This window comes from Vibrio phycocola (genome assembly GCF_053850235.1).
Genome location: NZ_JBSQDJ010000005.1, coordinates 152,102 through 167,754 on the forward strand (window position 1 = coordinate 152,102; position 15,653 = coordinate 167,754).

Below are 15,653 nucleotides of genomic sequence, written 5' to 3' on the forward strand. Positions count from 1 at the left end.
TCCTCCTTCTAGTGATAACAATTCAATGGATATATAAAGAGCGGAGAATTTATTTCGCCGCTTTAATTACTCTAGCAAGTCGCTGTGCAGCCGATTCAGCCGATTCGTCATCATCATTGAAGTAATCCGAAACCACTTCGTTAATGGCATCCTGAACATAACTCGTACTCGACATTCCTTGAGATAAACTTGGAAGCAAGCCTTGGTGTTGTGAAGCATTAACAAACGCTGCGTGGGATAACTGGGCACATTGGTCGAAATCATCCACTGGTAGGTCGTTCCGAGTTGGAAGTGATCCCTTGGCTAGGTTAAATGCTTTCTGGAAGTCTTTAGATAGCATACTGCTCGCCAGATCAAACTGCGCCGGCTTAGACTCTGCTGAGGCTGATTTAAAGAAAACGAAACTATCAATATTGTAGCTAAACATACCTGCTGTTCCAGGAGAAGGGACGCAACGGTAGTCTACGTTTGGTCGCTTTCCAGCCGCGGTAAATTCGCCTTTGGCCCAGTCTCCCATGATCTGCATTGCTGCAGTACCTTCGATGACCATTTCTGTTGCTTCATTCCATTGTCTACTTGCGGAGCCAGAATCAATGTACTGACGCATCTTTTTAAATTGGCGCAATACATCAACCATATTGTCACTCGATAAAGTGTCGTTGTTGAGTGCAACGAACGCCTGTTTGTATTCATCGGCTCCTAAAATGGCGAGGGCGACAGTCTCAAACAGAGTTGCGTCTTGCCAAGCTTGCCCACCATGTGCGAGAGGAATGTAGCCAGCGGCTTTGATCTTATCTGCTACGCTAAAGAACTCATCTAATGTCACAGGTACGTCGACGCCAACTTCTTGCAGTATTTTAGAATTAACCCATAGCCAATTAGAGCGGTGGATGTTGATTGGTGCTGCGACGTAATGGCCTTTATATTTCATGGTATCTGCGACAACTGGCGGTAAAATTTGATTCCAATTGCCTGCTGTTGCAACACTATCCAATTCGGCGAGAAACCCCAACTGAGCCCACTCTTGAATATCGTGGCCTTTTATTTGAGCGGCGCTCGGAGGATTGCCTGAAACCGCTCGAGCCTTAAGCACCAACATTGCACTCTTACCACCACCGCCGGCTATCGCGAAGTCTTTCCAATGATGTCCTTTAGTTTCTACACTTTCTTTAAGCAATTGTGCTGATTGCGCTTCACCGCTCGATGTCCACCAATGCAATACTTCCAACTCAGAAGCATGAGCTGAATGGCTAAATACAATAACGCTGAGTAGCGGGACTATCTTTTGGATCATAGTGTGACCTGTTATTTGGATCGGATTCATTTTAATTGGCCGAGGTTCTTGGCAAACTAACTCTAACTTGTAAGCCGACTTTATCTCGATTTCTGATTGTTAACTCACCACCATGAGCACGAACGATGCTTTTTGATATACCCATTCCAAGGCCATGCCCCTCTTTGTCAGTGGCAATACGAACATAGGGTTTAAAGACTTCCGCCATCATATCTTCTGGTATTCCAGGGCCTTCATCGCAAATTACGATTTCCAGTGTATCTGGGGAGTCTTTGAAGGAAATCGTAACCTGATTGCCATATTTTACTCCGTTGTTAATCAGGTTAGATAGGCATCGCTTTATCGCGAGTGGTTTGCAAGATACGGGAAACAGTACTGCAGGGTGAATATAAACACGCTGGCTATTTTCATTGTATTGTTCAGCGATACCTTGCAGTACTTTCATTATATTGACGAATTCAATATTTTCATGAATGTCGGTATCTCTAACCGCTTGGAGAGCACCTTTAACCATTATCTCTAATTCGTCTAAATCTTTACTGAATTTGACGCCACGTTGCTCATCTTCAATTAGTTCTGATCGGATACGTAGTCTAGTAATCGGCGTTTTAAGATCATGAGAGATAGCACTAAAAAGCTTCTCTCTATCAGTGATGTAACACTGAAGCCTTAGTTGCATTCGATTAAACGCTCTTGTGGCGGTAACCAACTCGGAAGCGCCTTCTTCTGGGAGAATATCTTGATCGATATCCATACTTAGCGAGTCTGCTGCGCTCGCCAGTTTCCTCAGTGGCCGAATTTGCATGCGCACCATAAGATAGGTAAATATCAGCAAAAGAGCAGTGATAAAACCGATAAAAAACAGCTGTTCGGTTGAAATGATCGTATCGTCTAACATCGAGTAGGGAGATGGCAGGAGTGCGGCAATGTAAAGCCATTGTTCTGGGGCGAGTTCAATTTGAACCACTAAAATCGGTGGTTTAAGTGGCTTAAGACTCAAAGTGTAATGTGCCCATGATTTAGGCAGATCAGAAAGTAACAGATCGTTACTTAGTACGTGAAGGTTATCTGGATCAGAAAAATGGATCATTATATTGTCATATCCAGGAGATTTATCCGTTAATACTTCCCGAAAAACCTGTATTACACTTTCTCGCATCTCATTGGTTTCAATAGAATTAATTAAAATTTCTTCGGTATTGAAAGAGACAAAAAATCGAGTCCCACCCATGGTTCTTAATTGATCGAGAATAATATGGCGATATTCATGTGGTAGTGACTGAAAAAAGTTGGCAGTGGAGGCGAAGTTGTTGGCAATACTGGTCGCGGTCGACCTTAAACCTTCCATCTCTTTTTGCTTAGATTGGGTATACCAGATCGTTGTCGCGATTAATTGAGCAATAAAGACAGAGAGTAATGTAAGCCAGAGCATTCTAGATACGAGAGAGCGTGGAACAAGTGGTTCTAACCGAGAGCGTATCGTTTTCTTTTGTTGATGAATATCAGTTTGCATAGGTGACATCCGTCGCAAGAATATAGCCATCTCCACGCATGGTTTTAATCAGTTTCGGATTTTTCCCATTGTCGCCGAGTCGATGGCGAAGTCGGCTTAATTGCACATCAATCCCCCGTTCTGTTGGGAGCGCATCTCGGCCTTTCATGCTTTGGGAAATCGTATCTCGGTCTAATATCTGATTTGGGTTATCTAGAAACAGCATTAAAAGCGTCAGATCTTTTCCTGATAATTCTGACTCGTCTCCTGTATCGAGATCGATCAAGGCGTGAATTTTCGCATTAAGTTTAAAATGGGAAAAGAAATAGACTTGTGGTTTTTGGGTTGGTGTTTCAACTACTTGAGTTCGTCTGAGTAACGCTTTGATTCGCGCTGTAAGCTGTCTGGGGCTAAAGGGTTTTGCGACGTAATCATCGGCACCAATTTCTAACCCTACAATTTGGTCAGTTTCATCGGACACAGCCGTGAGCATCATAATCGGCACATTGGATTCACGACGAATGTACTGGCAAAGTGTAAAGCCGTCGTCACCGGGCATCATGATATCGAGTAATATTAAATCTGGCTCACCGTCTTCGATAAGCCTTTTTTTCATCTCTTCACCTTCAGATGCGAGCGATACGGTATAACCTGCTTTGGTCAGATACTCATCCAGTAGTTCACGAATCTCTTGATCATCGTCTACGACAAGAATGCGTTTATTCACAATCATGGTTACCCCACATTAATCGTACTCACCATTTAACTCATTTTGTAAATTTCCTGAGTTCTAACGCTAGTTTACCATGGTATTGCACGTCTATTGCGCTATGTTACGTTATGTTACGTTCGGCGTGATGGAGTACTCTAAAAGCCTTTTCTCACCACAGTATGATACCTGCAGCAGTAAACGAGAGCCAAATTGATAGCCCTCAATGCTAATAACCAAGTAAATTTTAAAGACACACTTTTAAATAATAACTAAGTAAAAAAGATATTCTCAATTGTGTTTATTTCAACATGAGCGAAGAGTTCTGTATTTAATTTTCTATTGATTAATATATCAATAGAGTTAAGAATTAACGGAGATAATTATGAACATTTTTAGTACGATGCAGAAAATGGGGCGCAGTTTAATGCTTCCTGTCGCATGTATGCCCGCAGCTGGTATCCTTCTGGGTATCGGTGGTAACTCTGAAGTCGCCAAATTCCTACCGGAAATTGTTGCGCAAATTATGACTGAGGCTGGTCTGGGTGTATTTGCTAACATGGCCTTATTGTTTGCCATTGGTGTTGCTTTAGGCTTCACAAAAAATGATGGTGTTGCTGCCTTAGCCGCTGCTCTTGGTTACTTAACTATGAGCCGCGTATTGGGCGTTGTTGCCGAAGGTACGGACACTGGGGTGTTTGGTGGGGTTATCATGGGCTTGGTTGCAGCTGAGCTGTTTAACCGCTATCACACCATTAAGCTTCCTACCTATCTAGGATTCTTTGGTGGTAAACGTTTTGTTCCTATCATTACATCGCTGGCTGCGTGTGTGGTTGCTGCGATTCTTGCTATCGTTTGGCAACCGATTGGTGCTGGAATTGCGGCATTCTCACATTGGGCGGCTTACCAGTCTCCAGAAGTGGCATTCGGTATTTACGGTATTGTTGAGCGTTCATTAATTCCGTTTGGTTTACACCATATTTGGAATGCACCATTCTTCTATGAAGTGGGTTCATTCACGACTGCAGCTGGTGAAGTTGTTACCGGTGAAATCCCTCGTTATCTTGCAGGTGACCCAACCGCGGGTAACTTAGCTGGTGGTTATATGTTCAAGATGTTTGGCCTTCCTGCAGCATGTCTTGCTATGTATGTCACTGCGAAGAGTGATAAGCAAAAAGTTGTCGCTTCTATCTTGGGTTCTGCGGCGTTGACTTCATTCTTAACAGGAATTACCGAACCAATCGAATTTGCGTTCTTGTTTGTGGCACCGTTACTTTATGTTGTGCATGCGCTGCTAGCAGGTTCTGCATTTGTAGTAATGATTATGCTGGGTATTAAACATGGCACGACATTCAGCCATGGTTTGTTCGATTTCACATTACTATTTGGTAACTCTACAAACGGTTGGATGCTACCGGTTATTGGCTTGATATACGCGGTTATCTATTTCTTCGTATTCACTGCTTTGATCAAAATGTTCGACTTGAAAACGCCAGGTCGTGAAGATGAATCTGAGTCTAAAGTAGAAGTAGATTCAAGCAGCGATGAACTGGCTCTAAACATTACAACGGCATTTGGCGGTAAAGCAAACATCAAAGATTTGGATGCATGTATTACCCGTCTACGCGTTACTGTTAACGACGGTGAAAAAGTTGATACAGATAAACTTAAAGCGTTAGGTGCTGCGGGTGTCTTTGCTAAAGGGGATAACTTCCAAGCGGTATTCGGTACTCACTCCGAAATTATCAAAGGACAGATGGAAAAACTGGCTTAATTCAGTCTTTCTAATCTTATAAAAAATATGACCTCCTAATGTATGCAAAATACATCAGGAGGTATTTTTATGTCAGACACAAGCAAGCCGATTTATCCCACCGATCTTAAAACGTTACAAACACTATCGATATTCGTGAATAGTTCCCAATTCTCATAGAAGATACCTTGGTTATTATTTCTACGTTCCCCCATTTTGGCCCTTGGCTCAACCGCGACCCACTTCAGGAAGAGAGTGGGATTAACCTCTATGCTTATGTGAATGGCGATCCAATGGGGTATATGGATCCGGGGTAACGGTTGGTTATAATCCTTTTACAGGTTTATCGTTGGATGCATATTTGTGGGGGGATAGGCACTCGATTTGGTTTTGGATCTGATTTTGCTGATAATGGAAAATGTGGATACTCAGAGAATTAATTTCTAAAGAACTGGGGCATGGTAGAGTCACTATTGGGATTGTTTTTTAGGTGGGTTTTTTAATATGACATTACGCGATTTGTACGTGATTATAGTACTTAGTTCTTTTACAATTTTTGGTCTATGCCTCACATTAGGCGTAATTATAATTTGCTCCTTCAAGAAGAAAAATACGCAGGCTTCTTATCATTGGAACAGCTTTCTAATTGTATTTGGTGGAAAAGAACTGTTAACAGAAACAGGAGTTAAAGTACAAAGACTGGTTAGGTACACATTATTCACATCATTTTTTATTTTTATTACGGTAGTTTCAATAGGGTTAGAATATGATATTTAGAGCTCTAGGAAAGAAGAAACTTTTACAGAGAATAAGATTTTTTGTAGAAAACCTAAGTTGTTTTTCTGTGGATTATCTTTAAAAAAATAAAAATTTAAACGAGTGGTAATATTTTAAACGTAATTGAAAACGCAGAAAACTATATGATGATATTAAGTGAATTTATATTAGAAAAATGGATAGTAGCAGGAGTCTGGTTGAAAAGTGTACTCAACGTAATTGTTAGGCCATTTATCTGTATGCCTTTAGTATTAAAATTAATAGTATTACATTCTTTAGCTTGTATTGTGTTTGTATACCCTGCTTTATTCCCTGAACATTCTATAAATGCTAATGCCAACGAAATAATGCAGACGACTGTAGAGAATGGAAAATTATTATGGTACTTGTTAAGTGGAGTTATGTTACCTATTTGTGGGATTCTCATTTTACTTAAGTATCGCTATTCTCGTCACCTGTATATATTACTTTCAACAAGTACTACGGTAGTTAAGTATTCTTTTCCATTGAATATTTCATTAATAATTTTTGATATAACTTTTGTGTTGGGTTTGATATGGTATCTATTTTTTAAATCTACGGTGCGAGAGTATTACAGATTATAATAAGCCTTCATGGAAAACAGGTTTCTAGTAGTGAAAGTTTGATCAGTTATAATAAAGTCTGATTGTTTTTAACCTCTTGCTAAGTTTAGTGGGAGGTTTTTTCATACAATTATCAACATCAGTTAGTCGAATACTCACGTTTAGAAAATGGTGAGCTTGCCGCTGAGAAGAAATTTGTCCGTTTAGGGTTATTAGAGCTGCAAGAGCTCGATGGCTCTGAGGTGGTTGTGTCTGAAAATAGTTGGCGTTTAGACATGCCCGGCGGAGTGGGTGGTTTATTGCTGCGCAGCTCAGGGAACGAAAAATACACCTACGTCACCAACCACCTTGGCCATGTGAATGCGGTCTATAATCAAAGTGGTCAAAAAGTAGAAAGCCATCAATTTTCACTTTACGGCACGGCCAGTAGTGATGAATTTTCACTGAAACCGTTCGGTTTTTCCACCAAGCGCAGTGACTTTGCCTCTGGGTTGGTTTACTTTGGTTATCGTTTCTACGTTCCCCATTTAGGCCGTTGGCTTAATCGTGATCCACAATCAGGAAGAAGGCGGAATTAACCTCTATGCTTATGTGAATGGCGACCCAATGGGGTATATGGATCCGGATGGACGTGATACCTTTAGTGTTGAAGGTTATCATCCTATAACTGGTATAGGAGGGTATGTAAAAATTGGATATAATGATAAAGGCCAATGGTCCTACGATATCGGCTTAGGGGTTGGATTCGGAGGCGGGTTGGGTTGGGATCCTGATGGTCAAGGACCAGCGCCTACCCCATGTTCAAATACTGGCTTTGGGACATATGGACATGGTGGTTATGACATTGATGGTTATGGACCTACTCTAGCTTTCGATTCGGTTGGAAAAAAGCTAAATCCACCAGACGTAACTTTGGGGAGAAACCTCTTTGGTCGCGGGGTTGGTATAGGAATGGGGATTGGTTTTCGTCAAGTTGGGAAGTTATAGTAATGATAAAGTATATAGATTTAATATTCGTAGTATCTGCTTTTTGTATGCTATTAATCGGTATTATTATACCGAAGATTTTGTCCTATTGGGTTATTGATTGGAATGGAAAAGAAGGACACATCCATAGAATAATTTTCTCAAATGACATAGAGTTAAAATATCTAAATAAATATTTAGTTTATTTGAGACATTTACGATATGTATTTTATTTATCAGTCATTAGTTTTATTGCTTCATTGGTGACCATAAATGTTTTCCTTTAATAGCTTTAGAGATGTATTTGGACGAGTTAGGAAGTGCGATATATTGCCTTTGTTTGTGTTTTTATCTGTAGTATCGATATGTCAATCTAACTTTGGGGAACTATATGGTATCGTTAATGTGCTTTTCATGACAGCCTTCTTAATTGGTATATATCTGGGAGTGTATCAGAGTACATTTTTTATACTATATTATTTTGTTGATGTTTATTTTGAAAATGAAATGGGAGTATTAGGCTACATATTTATGGTGATTATTTTCTTAGTAACACTTTTTATTTTGGCTTCACCGGCGGTTAGGGCTTGTTATAAATAGAATTGTTATTGAATTATGCAAGATCTGGTGTGTGCAATTTCTTTATTCGGAGTTAGAAACACTTGAAGAAAAATGTAATGACTATAGCAGTCCATTTTCTATCAAGTCAGTGTCTATTCAGTATATTGAGAGCTAGGGTTTTTACAAAACCATCACATGAATTATGCGGCTTAGCTGTTTTGAGTGAAATTATAACTCAGCCTATTTCACCGTTAACAGAGATAAAACAATAGATCAGTATTTATTTTCACTTCTTTGGTCTATACACATCAAAAATGATCAAACTATATTATCCGCTCACAATTTGTTGGAAGAGAATAACGTTTTATCAGTTACAATAAAGTCTGATTGCTCTTTAATCTCGTGCTAAGTTTGGTCGGAGTTTTTATTACAATTATCAACATCAGTTAGTTGAATACTCACGTTTAGAAAATGGAGAGCTTGCCGCTGAGAAGAAGTTTGTCCGTTTAGGGTTGTCGCTGCAAGAGCTCGATGGCTCTGAGGCGGTGGTTGCCGAAAACAGTTGGCGTTTAGACATGCCCGGCGGTGTGGGTGGTTTACTGCTGCGCAGCTCAGGGAGCGATAAATACACCTACGTGACCAACCACCTTGGTCATGTGAATGCGGTCTATAATCAAAGTGGTCAAAAAGTAGAAAGCCATCAATTTTCACTTTACGGCACGGCCAGTGGTGATGAATTCTCACTGCAACCGTTTGGTTTTTCCACCAAGCGCAGTAACTTTGCCTCCGGGTTGGTTTACTTTGGTTATCGTTTCTACGTTCCTCATCTAGGCCGTTGGCTCAACCGTGACCCACTTCAAGAAGAGGGCGGAATTAACCTCTATGCTTATGTAAATGGCGATCCAATGGGGTATGTGGATCCGGATGGGCGATTTGGTACACTACTGCGAATAATCCCACCTGCTTTACCTTCACACTCTAATAGTGGTAGAAGTAGTAACAATAGCTTTAAAAATCAAGCTGGATTTTGTGCAAACACAGGAGCTTGTCAATTTAATAAACGCTCTCCGAGAAAAGGTAAGAAATCGAAAGAATCAAGACCAAAGAATTGCCCTGCTGGAACAAAGCCAATAGATAATATAAACCATGGTCCACTTGAAATATATTTACCGTAAGGCAGATGAGGATAATAATGAATTCGTATCGATATAAAGTTTCACTTAGGGTTAGGCATCCGTATATAGAACCAGAACGGATTTGTGAAGAGCTAGGTCTAACTCCAAGTCGAATGTGGTGTGCAGGAAAGGAAAGACGAACTCCAACGGGAGCAAAACTTGATGGGATCTATGATGAAACTTATTGCACTTTCAGATTACCACATGAAGATGATGAGCGACTTCCCGAGTTTTTACTTAAAGCGAACAAGCATTTGAAAAGTAATGCCGAATTTTTTGATGAGATTGTTTCAACGGGTGGGGACGTAGAATACTTTATTGGATGGTTTATAAATGGAAATTCTGGTGATGTATTTGATTCCACTCTTATACAACAACTTGCTAAGTTAAATATCACTCTTTCGTTTGATATTTATCCATAGGAAATCGAGCATAGGCAATAACGATGCTGCGATTGCAGGACACGCTATTGCAACAGGCTGTACTCTGGTAACAAACAACGTGAGAGAGTTTAGCCGTGTTAATGGCTTAACTTATGAAGATTGGGTTCAGTAGAGGGAAAATAATGCCACCCTTTATAGTATGGTCTGGAAAAGGATAGTTATATTGCACTGCAATTGCCGGTATCATTGAAGAGTGTTTTTCATACAATGATCAACATCAGTTAGTTGAATACTCACGTATAGAAAATGGTAGGCTTGCCGAAAACAGTTGGCGTTATTTAGGAAATAGATAATGGTTAGATTTAAGATTTACATGTCTATATGTATAGTATTAGGAACATTAACTGGAATTTGGACTACAATTTTAGACTTATATAGTTTCTATGTCATAAATGATGCCCCTTTAAGTGCTGTATTTATTTCATTTCTCAATATGGTTTCTATCTTGGATTTTATAATACTTGGTATTGTTGGGTGGCCTATATTTAATCTCTTGCAAAAGAAAAATATAATCAAAATAGAATGATAATTTTTGTGAGATTGAAGCTTAAAATAAATACTCGCCAAGAATGTTTGATCTGCTTAAGCTAGGCGATAATAATATCGAGAATAAATGTAACTGGGCCATCCATTTGTGTCGAGGAGTAAAAGTGATATTTACGATTTTCTCGTGCATAGATACTATTCTCTAATAATCATGAAATGATCATACTTTATTATATTTACCTCAATAATCAGCCTGAAATGAAATGCCCCTCAATAATTAGATCCAACTATTGAAGGGCAGTTTAAAGTCCGGCTTTTCTATTTCACAGTTTAAATATCAATTACTGCTTGTCCATTGCTCGCTTCATACAGATGGCAGCGCCACCCCAAGTGATGCCTAGACCGAGTACCATCATAAAAATTGCACTTGCTTCCATGATTATTTTTCCTTTTTACTCATAACATTGATTGCGATAGAGAACACTAAAATACCAGCCATTAATACCCAACCTAATGTTAAGTCGTAGCCACCATAGCCCTCGGTGAGTATGTGATTGAGTTTTGTGACCAAAATAATGGCCAAAATTGCAGGAGTGATAAAACGCAGACATAGATCAAACCACACACCGATCGAGAAATCGGAAATCTTGTTGACGTATTCGCGTACGTTAGAAATCTTAAACAACCACGTCATCATTACAATTTCAATGAAACAACCTGCCATAATGCCAACGTTGTTTGCGAAATGATCGACTAAGTCGAGTAGCAATAAGCCGCCATTGGTTGCAAATGCCATCGATATAACAAAGCCCGTTCCCAATACAATGTTCGCAGCTTTAGTACGGCTCCATTCCATTTTGTCCATGACTGCAGAGGTCACGGCTTCTAGGATAGAAATTTGCGAGCTAAGACCAGCAACAACAAGAGCCAAAAACAGTAATGGGCCCAAGATGTAAGGTGCAGGAAGTAAGTTGATCGCTGCAGGTAGGGTAACAAATGCTAAACCAACACCAGCCGAAACCACCTCAGTGATAGGTTTCGCTTGCTCCATGGCCATGTAACCCAATACAGAGAAAATCATGATACCGGCAAGAATTGAGAATCCACAGTTAATCAATACCGTCATAAAGGCATTATTGGTAATATCGGATTTTTCAGGAAGGTAGCTTGAATACGCGAGCATGATGGAGAAGCCAATACTTAACGTAAAGAAGATTTGTCCATAAGCTGCAGCCCATACTTTTACGTCCCAGATTTTGCTGAAATCAGGTTTGAACATATAGTTCACACCGTCAAGAGCACCAGGAAGCATAATCATTCGTGCGATTAAAAAGAGCACCATGAGAAAGAGAACTGGCATTAATATTTTTGAGGCAAGTTCAATTCCCGCTTTCACACCACGCGCGATGGCAGCATAGGTAATTGCCCACGCAATGGTCATAGCAAGGGCGATTTTCCACTGAATGCCACCTAGATTCGTTGGTGAATTGTCACCAAGACCTAAATAGTCACCAAAGAAGAAGCCATTGGTGTCTTCTCCCCAACCTTGGTCAAATGACATCCCAAGATAAGAAATTGCCCAGCCAATAACTGCGACGTAATACACGGCGATTGTGGCTGCGACACCAACTTGGAACCAACCAAGCCATTCAAACTTAGCGTGAATTTTCGCTAATGTTTTAGGGGCAGACCCGCGATATTTTTGACCCATGCTGAATTCGAGGATCATAAATGGAATACCAGCGGTGATCATGGCAAAAAGATAAGGAATAAAAAACGCGCCGCCGCCATTTTCATATGCCATATATGGGAAGCGCCATATGTTTCCCAATCCTACTGCGGAACCTACGGCAGCTAAAATAAAGCCGGCACGCGATCCCCATTGTTCTCGTTTCATCTTGTACTCCTATAAAATTCGTTCGTTACACCTTTATTTCGATTGAAACTCAACTAGGAAATTTCGATGATGAAACATCGATTTTTCTTCAGAAGAGATGATGAGTTATTTGATTTTTTCAACCGCAGGTGTGTGTTTGTATCTTTTTATATGCACTGGTTTGAAGTCCGTGCTGCGATACTTGGGCGTGAGATTATAGTTTTATCGATATAAAGGCAATAGAGAGTAAATCGACTCATTGTCAATTTAATAGTGTTAAATGTTATACAATTTGTACATTAAGGTTAAAGTGATTGTGTGTTCTTGTTGCGATGGTTAAATATACTAGCGATCTAGTACCTTGAGTGTGTGATTAATGAGATGAGCATGATTTAGTGAAATACTCTAGCTTAAAAAGTTTGGTTGGCATTTTTAACTTAAAAACGGTAGTAGAGAAGTTATGTATGAATTTGAGTCGTACTTGGCGATTGAGAGTGATAAGGGATAAATGTTGGTACCTTGCACAATTTAACGCCGTTATGCCCATAAAAGACAAGTCTGATAGCGTGATATAGAGAAGTTCTTACCATGGAAAAAAATTAAAAACTTAGGGGTAGGTCATATTTATTCTTTTGGAATTTTCCATATGCTATAGTCGCCTAAGTTCATAATTAGGTGATAAACCTTAAATAATCATTGAGTGAGCAGGATGAAATATAACTTTGATAAAGTGATTGATAGAAAGGGCACCAATGCTCTAAATAATGATGGATATCGTAAATATTTGTTTGGTGATTCCACAGAGCTTTCTGCTGAAATTGACATCGATAATTTAATCCCGATGTGGGTGGCAGATATGAATTTCTCTGTGGCTCCAGAGATTCTGGATGCGATTAAACAACGACTTGAACATGGCATTCTCGGGTATACCAAATTATTTGATGACGCTTATTTTCAAGCGTTTATTCAATGGGTAAAAGGTCGTTATAACTGGGAAATTAATCAACAGCATATTGTTACATTGCATGGTGTGGTACCTGCACTTTTTGATTTGGTGAGGTTATTTACTAAGCCGGATGAGAAAGTTCTCTTTACCACGCCGTCTTATGGTTTTTTCCAACACGCTGCACAACACCATAATCGTGAATATGTCACGTCTGATCTTATTAATACTGATGGGTATTATACATTTGATTTCGATGATCTTAGAGAGAAATGTGCTGACAGTAAGGTGACTCTTTGTATTCTCTGCAATCCTCACAACCCGACAGGTAGAGCTTGGTCAGAGGATGAATTAAAACAGTTTGCTGAGATCTGCTTTGAATATAATGTATTAATTTTATCTGATGATATCCACTGTGATCTTACACGAAATTATACCTGTTATACTCCGCTCGCTAGGCTTTACCCAAACTCGGATCAGATCATCACTTGTATGGCACCAAGTAAGACGTTCAACCTCGCGGGACTAATGATGTCGAATATCATTATTCCAAATGAAGCGATGCGAACGGTATGGCTCGACGATCATATCGATATGTTGAATCCACTGAGTTTAAGTGGCGCTGAGGCTGCTTATACTTCTGGTGGCGCTTGGTTAGAGCAACTTACTCACTATCTAGACGCTAACTTCGATTACGTTAAAACTGAGTTAGAGAAACAGTTGCCTCTTGCTCAGTTTTCTATTCCAGAGGCGACCTACTTAGCTTGGATCGACTTGTCGAACTATTTTGATAGTGATCAGAATCTGACTCAGTTCTTTATTGAGGAAGCGGGGATGATTGTTGAAGGCGGGGAGATGTTTGTCTCGGAGAATAATGGGTTTATTCGAGTGAATTTAGCGCATTCCAAACACACTGTAATGGAAGGTATTGCTCGAATATGCCAAGCGGTACAAAAGCAAGTCAGTTAAGCTGAAATCCTCGCAACTCAAAAGCAATCAAGCGTTATCAAGATAGGGGCTTTGTTTCCCCTATCTTGATAACGCTTATACTGCAATCTAAGTTTAGAAAACCGGTAATACCCTCATGCAGTTGGTGGACCCTACAACTCCAACCATATCTCCTTGAGTCAGAACGATGATGTCACCGAACTCAACGGTTCCTTTCTCTTTTAAGTGGTTTATCGCCTCAAGTGATGTTTCAAAGCTCGTTGTTTGGACACTGGTAAATTTATAGGGTGTCACTCCCCGGTATAGAGCACAGCGGCGAAGTGTTTTCTCATTATCAGATAAGGCGTAAATTGGCAGTTCAGTATTCATTCTTGAGGTCATTAAAACAGTGCGACCTGATTCAGTCATGGTGACGAGCGCTTTAATACCTTCCATGTGGTTTGCCGCATAAATACTTGAAATAGCAACAGTCTCTTCTGCGGTGACAAATGAGCTTTTCAGTCGGTAGGTTTGGTCTTCAACGTGCATCACTTTTTCTGCACCAACACAAACTTCGGCCATCGAATTTACTGTTTCAACAGGGTATTTACCCGCAGCTGTTTCGCCAGATAACATGACCGCGTCAGTGCCATCGATGACCGCGTTTGCGACATCCATAACTTCCGCCCGTGTCGGCATCGGTGCATCTATCATTGATTCCATCATTTGAGTGGCGGTAATAACAACACGATTTAGCTCTTTAGAGCGGCGTATGAGTTTTTTCTGTACTCCGACTAATTCTGGATCGCCAATTTCGACGCCGAGATCACCACGAGCAACCATGATGACATCGGATGCCATAATAATATCGTCGATATGTTCATCATTTGCGACTGTTTCGGCACGTTCAACTTTGGCGACCATTGAGGCATCTAAACCCGCTTCGCGAGCAAGTTCTCGGGCGTATTCCATGTCTGCTCCATTACGAGGAAAAGAGACAGCAAGATATTCTACATTGAGTTCTGCGGCGAGTTTTATATCTTCCTTATCTTTTTCTGTTAAGGCTTGAGCTGATAATCCACCCCCTTTCTTGTTGATTCCTTTATTGTTCGAGAGCTTTCCACCAATCGTGACATGGGTATGAATTTGACTGCCTTCTACTTTGAATACTTTTAATTGGACTCGACCATCATCGAGTAGCAAAATGTCTCCACTCGATACATCTTCTGGCAGCTCTTTATAATCTAAGCCGACTCGAGTTTGATCCCCTTCTTGTGTCGGGCATTCAGAGTCTAAAATAAAATGGTCACCCACATTCAGTTTAATACTGTCGTCTTTGAATTTTGCGACGCGAATCTTAGGGCCTTGTAAATCACCGAGAATAGCGATGTGTACGCCGAGTTTTTCAGCGATTGTTCTGACTTTAACTGCACGCTCTCGATGATCATCCGCTGTGCCGTGGGAAAAGTTAAAGCGAACAACGTTGGCACCAGCTTTAATAACCTGCTCTAAATTATCACCTTTATCAGTTGATGGTCCTAGAGTCGTAACGATTTTAGTTTTTCTCTGCATCATGCTCATAAGATCTCATTTGTTTAAATTGTTTGTGTTAAGTTTTATAAGTATATGCAAGAATTCTTTTTTCGTTCGCAAATTCACGATACTGT

14 protein-coding genes are annotated in these 15,653 nt (G+C 40.2%); 8 read left to right on the top strand and 6 right to left on the bottom strand.

Features of this window, described 5'->3' with window-relative positions:
• Positions 1 to 49: 49 nt before the first annotated feature.
• The 3 genes from ACWU4D_RS08295 to ACWU4D_RS08305 are packed head-to-tail and all read right to left on the bottom strand — an operon-like array spanning position 50 to position 3,519.
• Positions 50 to 1,294: an ABC transporter substrate-binding protein gene (locus ACWU4D_RS08295; RefSeq protein WP_456050936.1), complete on the bottom strand. Its 1,245-nt coding sequence runs from the start codon at positions 1,292 to 1,294 to the stop codon at positions 50 to 52.
• A gap of 31 nt (positions 1,295 to 1,325) precedes the next feature.
• Positions 1,326 to 2,807, bottom strand: coding sequence for an ATP-binding protein (locus tag ACWU4D_RS08300; RefSeq protein ID WP_456050937.1), 1,482 nt, complete (start codon positions 2,805 to 2,807; stop codon positions 1,326 to 1,328).
• Positions 2,797 to 3,519, bottom strand: a complete 723-nt coding sequence (locus ACWU4D_RS08305; RefSeq protein ID WP_456050938.1) for a response regulator — start codon at positions 3,517 to 3,519, stop codon at positions 2,797 to 2,799. The genes ACWU4D_RS08300 and ACWU4D_RS08305 overlap by 11 nt, the downstream gene beginning before the upstream one ends.
• A gap of 355 nt (positions 3,520 to 3,874) precedes the next feature.
• Here ACWU4D_RS08305 and ptsG point away from each other — a divergent pair, with 355 nt between their 5' ends.
• The 7 genes from ptsG to ACWU4D_RS08340 all read left to right on the top strand — a co-directional run bounded on the left by ptsG (position 3,875) and on the right by ACWU4D_RS08340 (position 9,866).
• Entirely contained in the window at positions 3,875 to 5,269 is a 1,395-nt protein-coding gene (ptsG, locus tag ACWU4D_RS08310) for a PTS glucose transporter subunit IIBC (protein ID WP_456051067.1), read from the top strand.
• Between the two features lie 167 nt (positions 5,270 to 5,436).
• Positions 5,437 to 5,565 carry an RHS repeat-associated core domain-containing protein gene (locus ACWU4D_RS08315; RefSeq protein WP_456050939.1) on the top strand — a complete coding sequence of 43 codons (129 nt, stop codon included), beginning with the start codon at positions 5,437 to 5,439 and terminating at the stop codon, positions 5,563 to 5,565.
• A 1,292-nt stretch (positions 5,566 to 6,857) separates the two neighbouring features.
• Positions 6,858 to 7,187: an RHS repeat domain-containing protein gene (locus ACWU4D_RS08320; RefSeq protein ID WP_456050940.1), complete on the top strand. Its 330-nt coding sequence runs from the start codon at positions 6,858 to 6,860 to the stop codon at positions 7,185 to 7,187.
• Complete coding sequence (locus tag ACWU4D_RS08325; RefSeq protein ID WP_456050941.1) at positions 7,156 to 7,596, top strand: hypothetical protein; 441 nt, start codon at positions 7,156 to 7,158, stop codon at positions 7,594 to 7,596. The genes ACWU4D_RS08320 and ACWU4D_RS08325 overlap by 32 nt, the downstream gene beginning before the upstream one ends.
• 1,052 nt (positions 7,597 to 8,648) lie before the next feature.
• On the top strand, positions 8,649 to 9,311 hold the full coding sequence (locus ACWU4D_RS08330) for an RHS repeat domain-containing protein (protein WP_456050942.1): 663 nt from the start codon (positions 8,649 to 8,651) through the stop codon (positions 9,309 to 9,311).
• Positions 9,312 to 9,328: 17 nt separating this feature from the next.
• Complete coding sequence (locus tag ACWU4D_RS08335) at positions 9,329 to 9,733, top strand: DUF4279 domain-containing protein (protein WP_456050943.1); 405 nt, start codon at positions 9,329 to 9,331, stop codon at positions 9,731 to 9,733.
• Positions 9,717 to 9,866: a PIN domain-containing protein gene (locus ACWU4D_RS08340; RefSeq protein WP_456050944.1), complete on the top strand. Its 150-nt coding sequence runs from the start codon at positions 9,717 to 9,719 to the stop codon at positions 9,864 to 9,866. The genes ACWU4D_RS08335 and ACWU4D_RS08340 overlap by 17 nt, the downstream gene beginning before the upstream one ends.
• Positions 9,867 to 10,581: 715 nt before the next feature.
• Here ACWU4D_RS08340 and ACWU4D_RS08345 read toward each other — a convergent pair.
• Both ACWU4D_RS08345 and ACWU4D_RS08350 read right to left on the bottom strand, forming a co-directional pair.
• Positions 10,582 to 10,677 carry a MetS family NSS transporter small subunit gene (locus ACWU4D_RS08345; RefSeq protein WP_456050945.1) on the bottom strand — a complete coding sequence of 32 codons (96 nt, stop codon included), beginning with the start codon at positions 10,675 to 10,677 and terminating at the stop codon, positions 10,582 to 10,584.
• A 2-nt stretch (positions 10,678 to 10,679) separates the two neighbouring features.
• Positions 10,680 to 12,137 carry a sodium-dependent transporter gene (locus ACWU4D_RS08350; RefSeq protein ID WP_456050946.1) on the bottom strand — a complete coding sequence of 486 codons (1,458 nt, stop codon included), beginning with the start codon at positions 12,135 to 12,137 and terminating at the stop codon, positions 10,680 to 10,682.
• Between the two features lie 688 nt (positions 12,138 to 12,825).
• Between ACWU4D_RS08350 and ACWU4D_RS08355 the strand changes: the two genes are divergently transcribed.
• The gene (locus tag ACWU4D_RS08355; RefSeq protein ID WP_456050947.1) at positions 12,826 to 14,028 is read left to right on the top strand and encodes a MalY/PatB family protein; all 1,203 of its coding nucleotides are present in this window, start codon (positions 12,826 to 12,828) and stop codon (positions 14,026 to 14,028) included.
• Positions 14,029 to 14,121: 93 nt separating this feature from the next.
• Here the strand turns inward: ACWU4D_RS08355 and pyk are convergent, their stop codons facing one another.
• Positions 14,122 to 15,567 carry a pyruvate kinase gene (gene pyk, locus ACWU4D_RS08360; RefSeq protein WP_456050948.1) on the bottom strand — a complete coding sequence of 482 codons (1,446 nt, stop codon included), beginning with the start codon at positions 15,565 to 15,567 and terminating at the stop codon, positions 14,122 to 14,124.
• Positions 15,568 to 15,653 lie beyond the last annotated feature (86 nt).

Bases quoted from the DNA above. Each gene is read 5' to 3' on its own strand.
- ACWU4D_RS08345 (WP_456050945.1), bottom strand. From the start codon at position 10,677: ATGGAAGCAAGTGCAATTTTTATGATGGTACTCGGTCTAGGCATCACT.
- ACWU4D_RS08300 (WP_456050937.1), bottom strand. From the start codon at position 2,807: ATGCAAACTGATATTCATCAACAAAAGAAAACGATACGCTCTCGGTTA.
- ACWU4D_RS08355 (WP_456050947.1), top strand. From the start codon at position 12,826: ATGAAATATAACTTTGATAAAGTGATTGATAGAAAGGGCACCAATGCT.
- ACWU4D_RS08350 (WP_456050946.1), bottom strand. From the start codon at position 12,137: ATGAAACGAGAACAATGGGGATCGCGTGCCGGCTTTATTTTAGCTGCC.
- pyk (WP_456050948.1), bottom strand. From the start codon at position 15,567: ATGAGCATGATGCAGAGAAAAACTAAAATCGTTACGACTCTAGGACCA.
- ACWU4D_RS08295 (WP_456050936.1), bottom strand. From the start codon at position 1,294: ATGATCCAAAAGATAGTCCCGCTACTCAGCGTTATTGTATTTAGCCAT.
- ACWU4D_RS08305 (WP_456050938.1), bottom strand. From the start codon at position 3,519: ATGATTGTGAATAAACGCATTCTTGTCGTAGACGATGATCAAGAGATT.
- ACWU4D_RS08335 (WP_456050943.1), top strand. From the start codon at position 9,329: ATGAATTCGTATCGATATAAAGTTTCACTTAGGGTTAGGCATCCGTAT.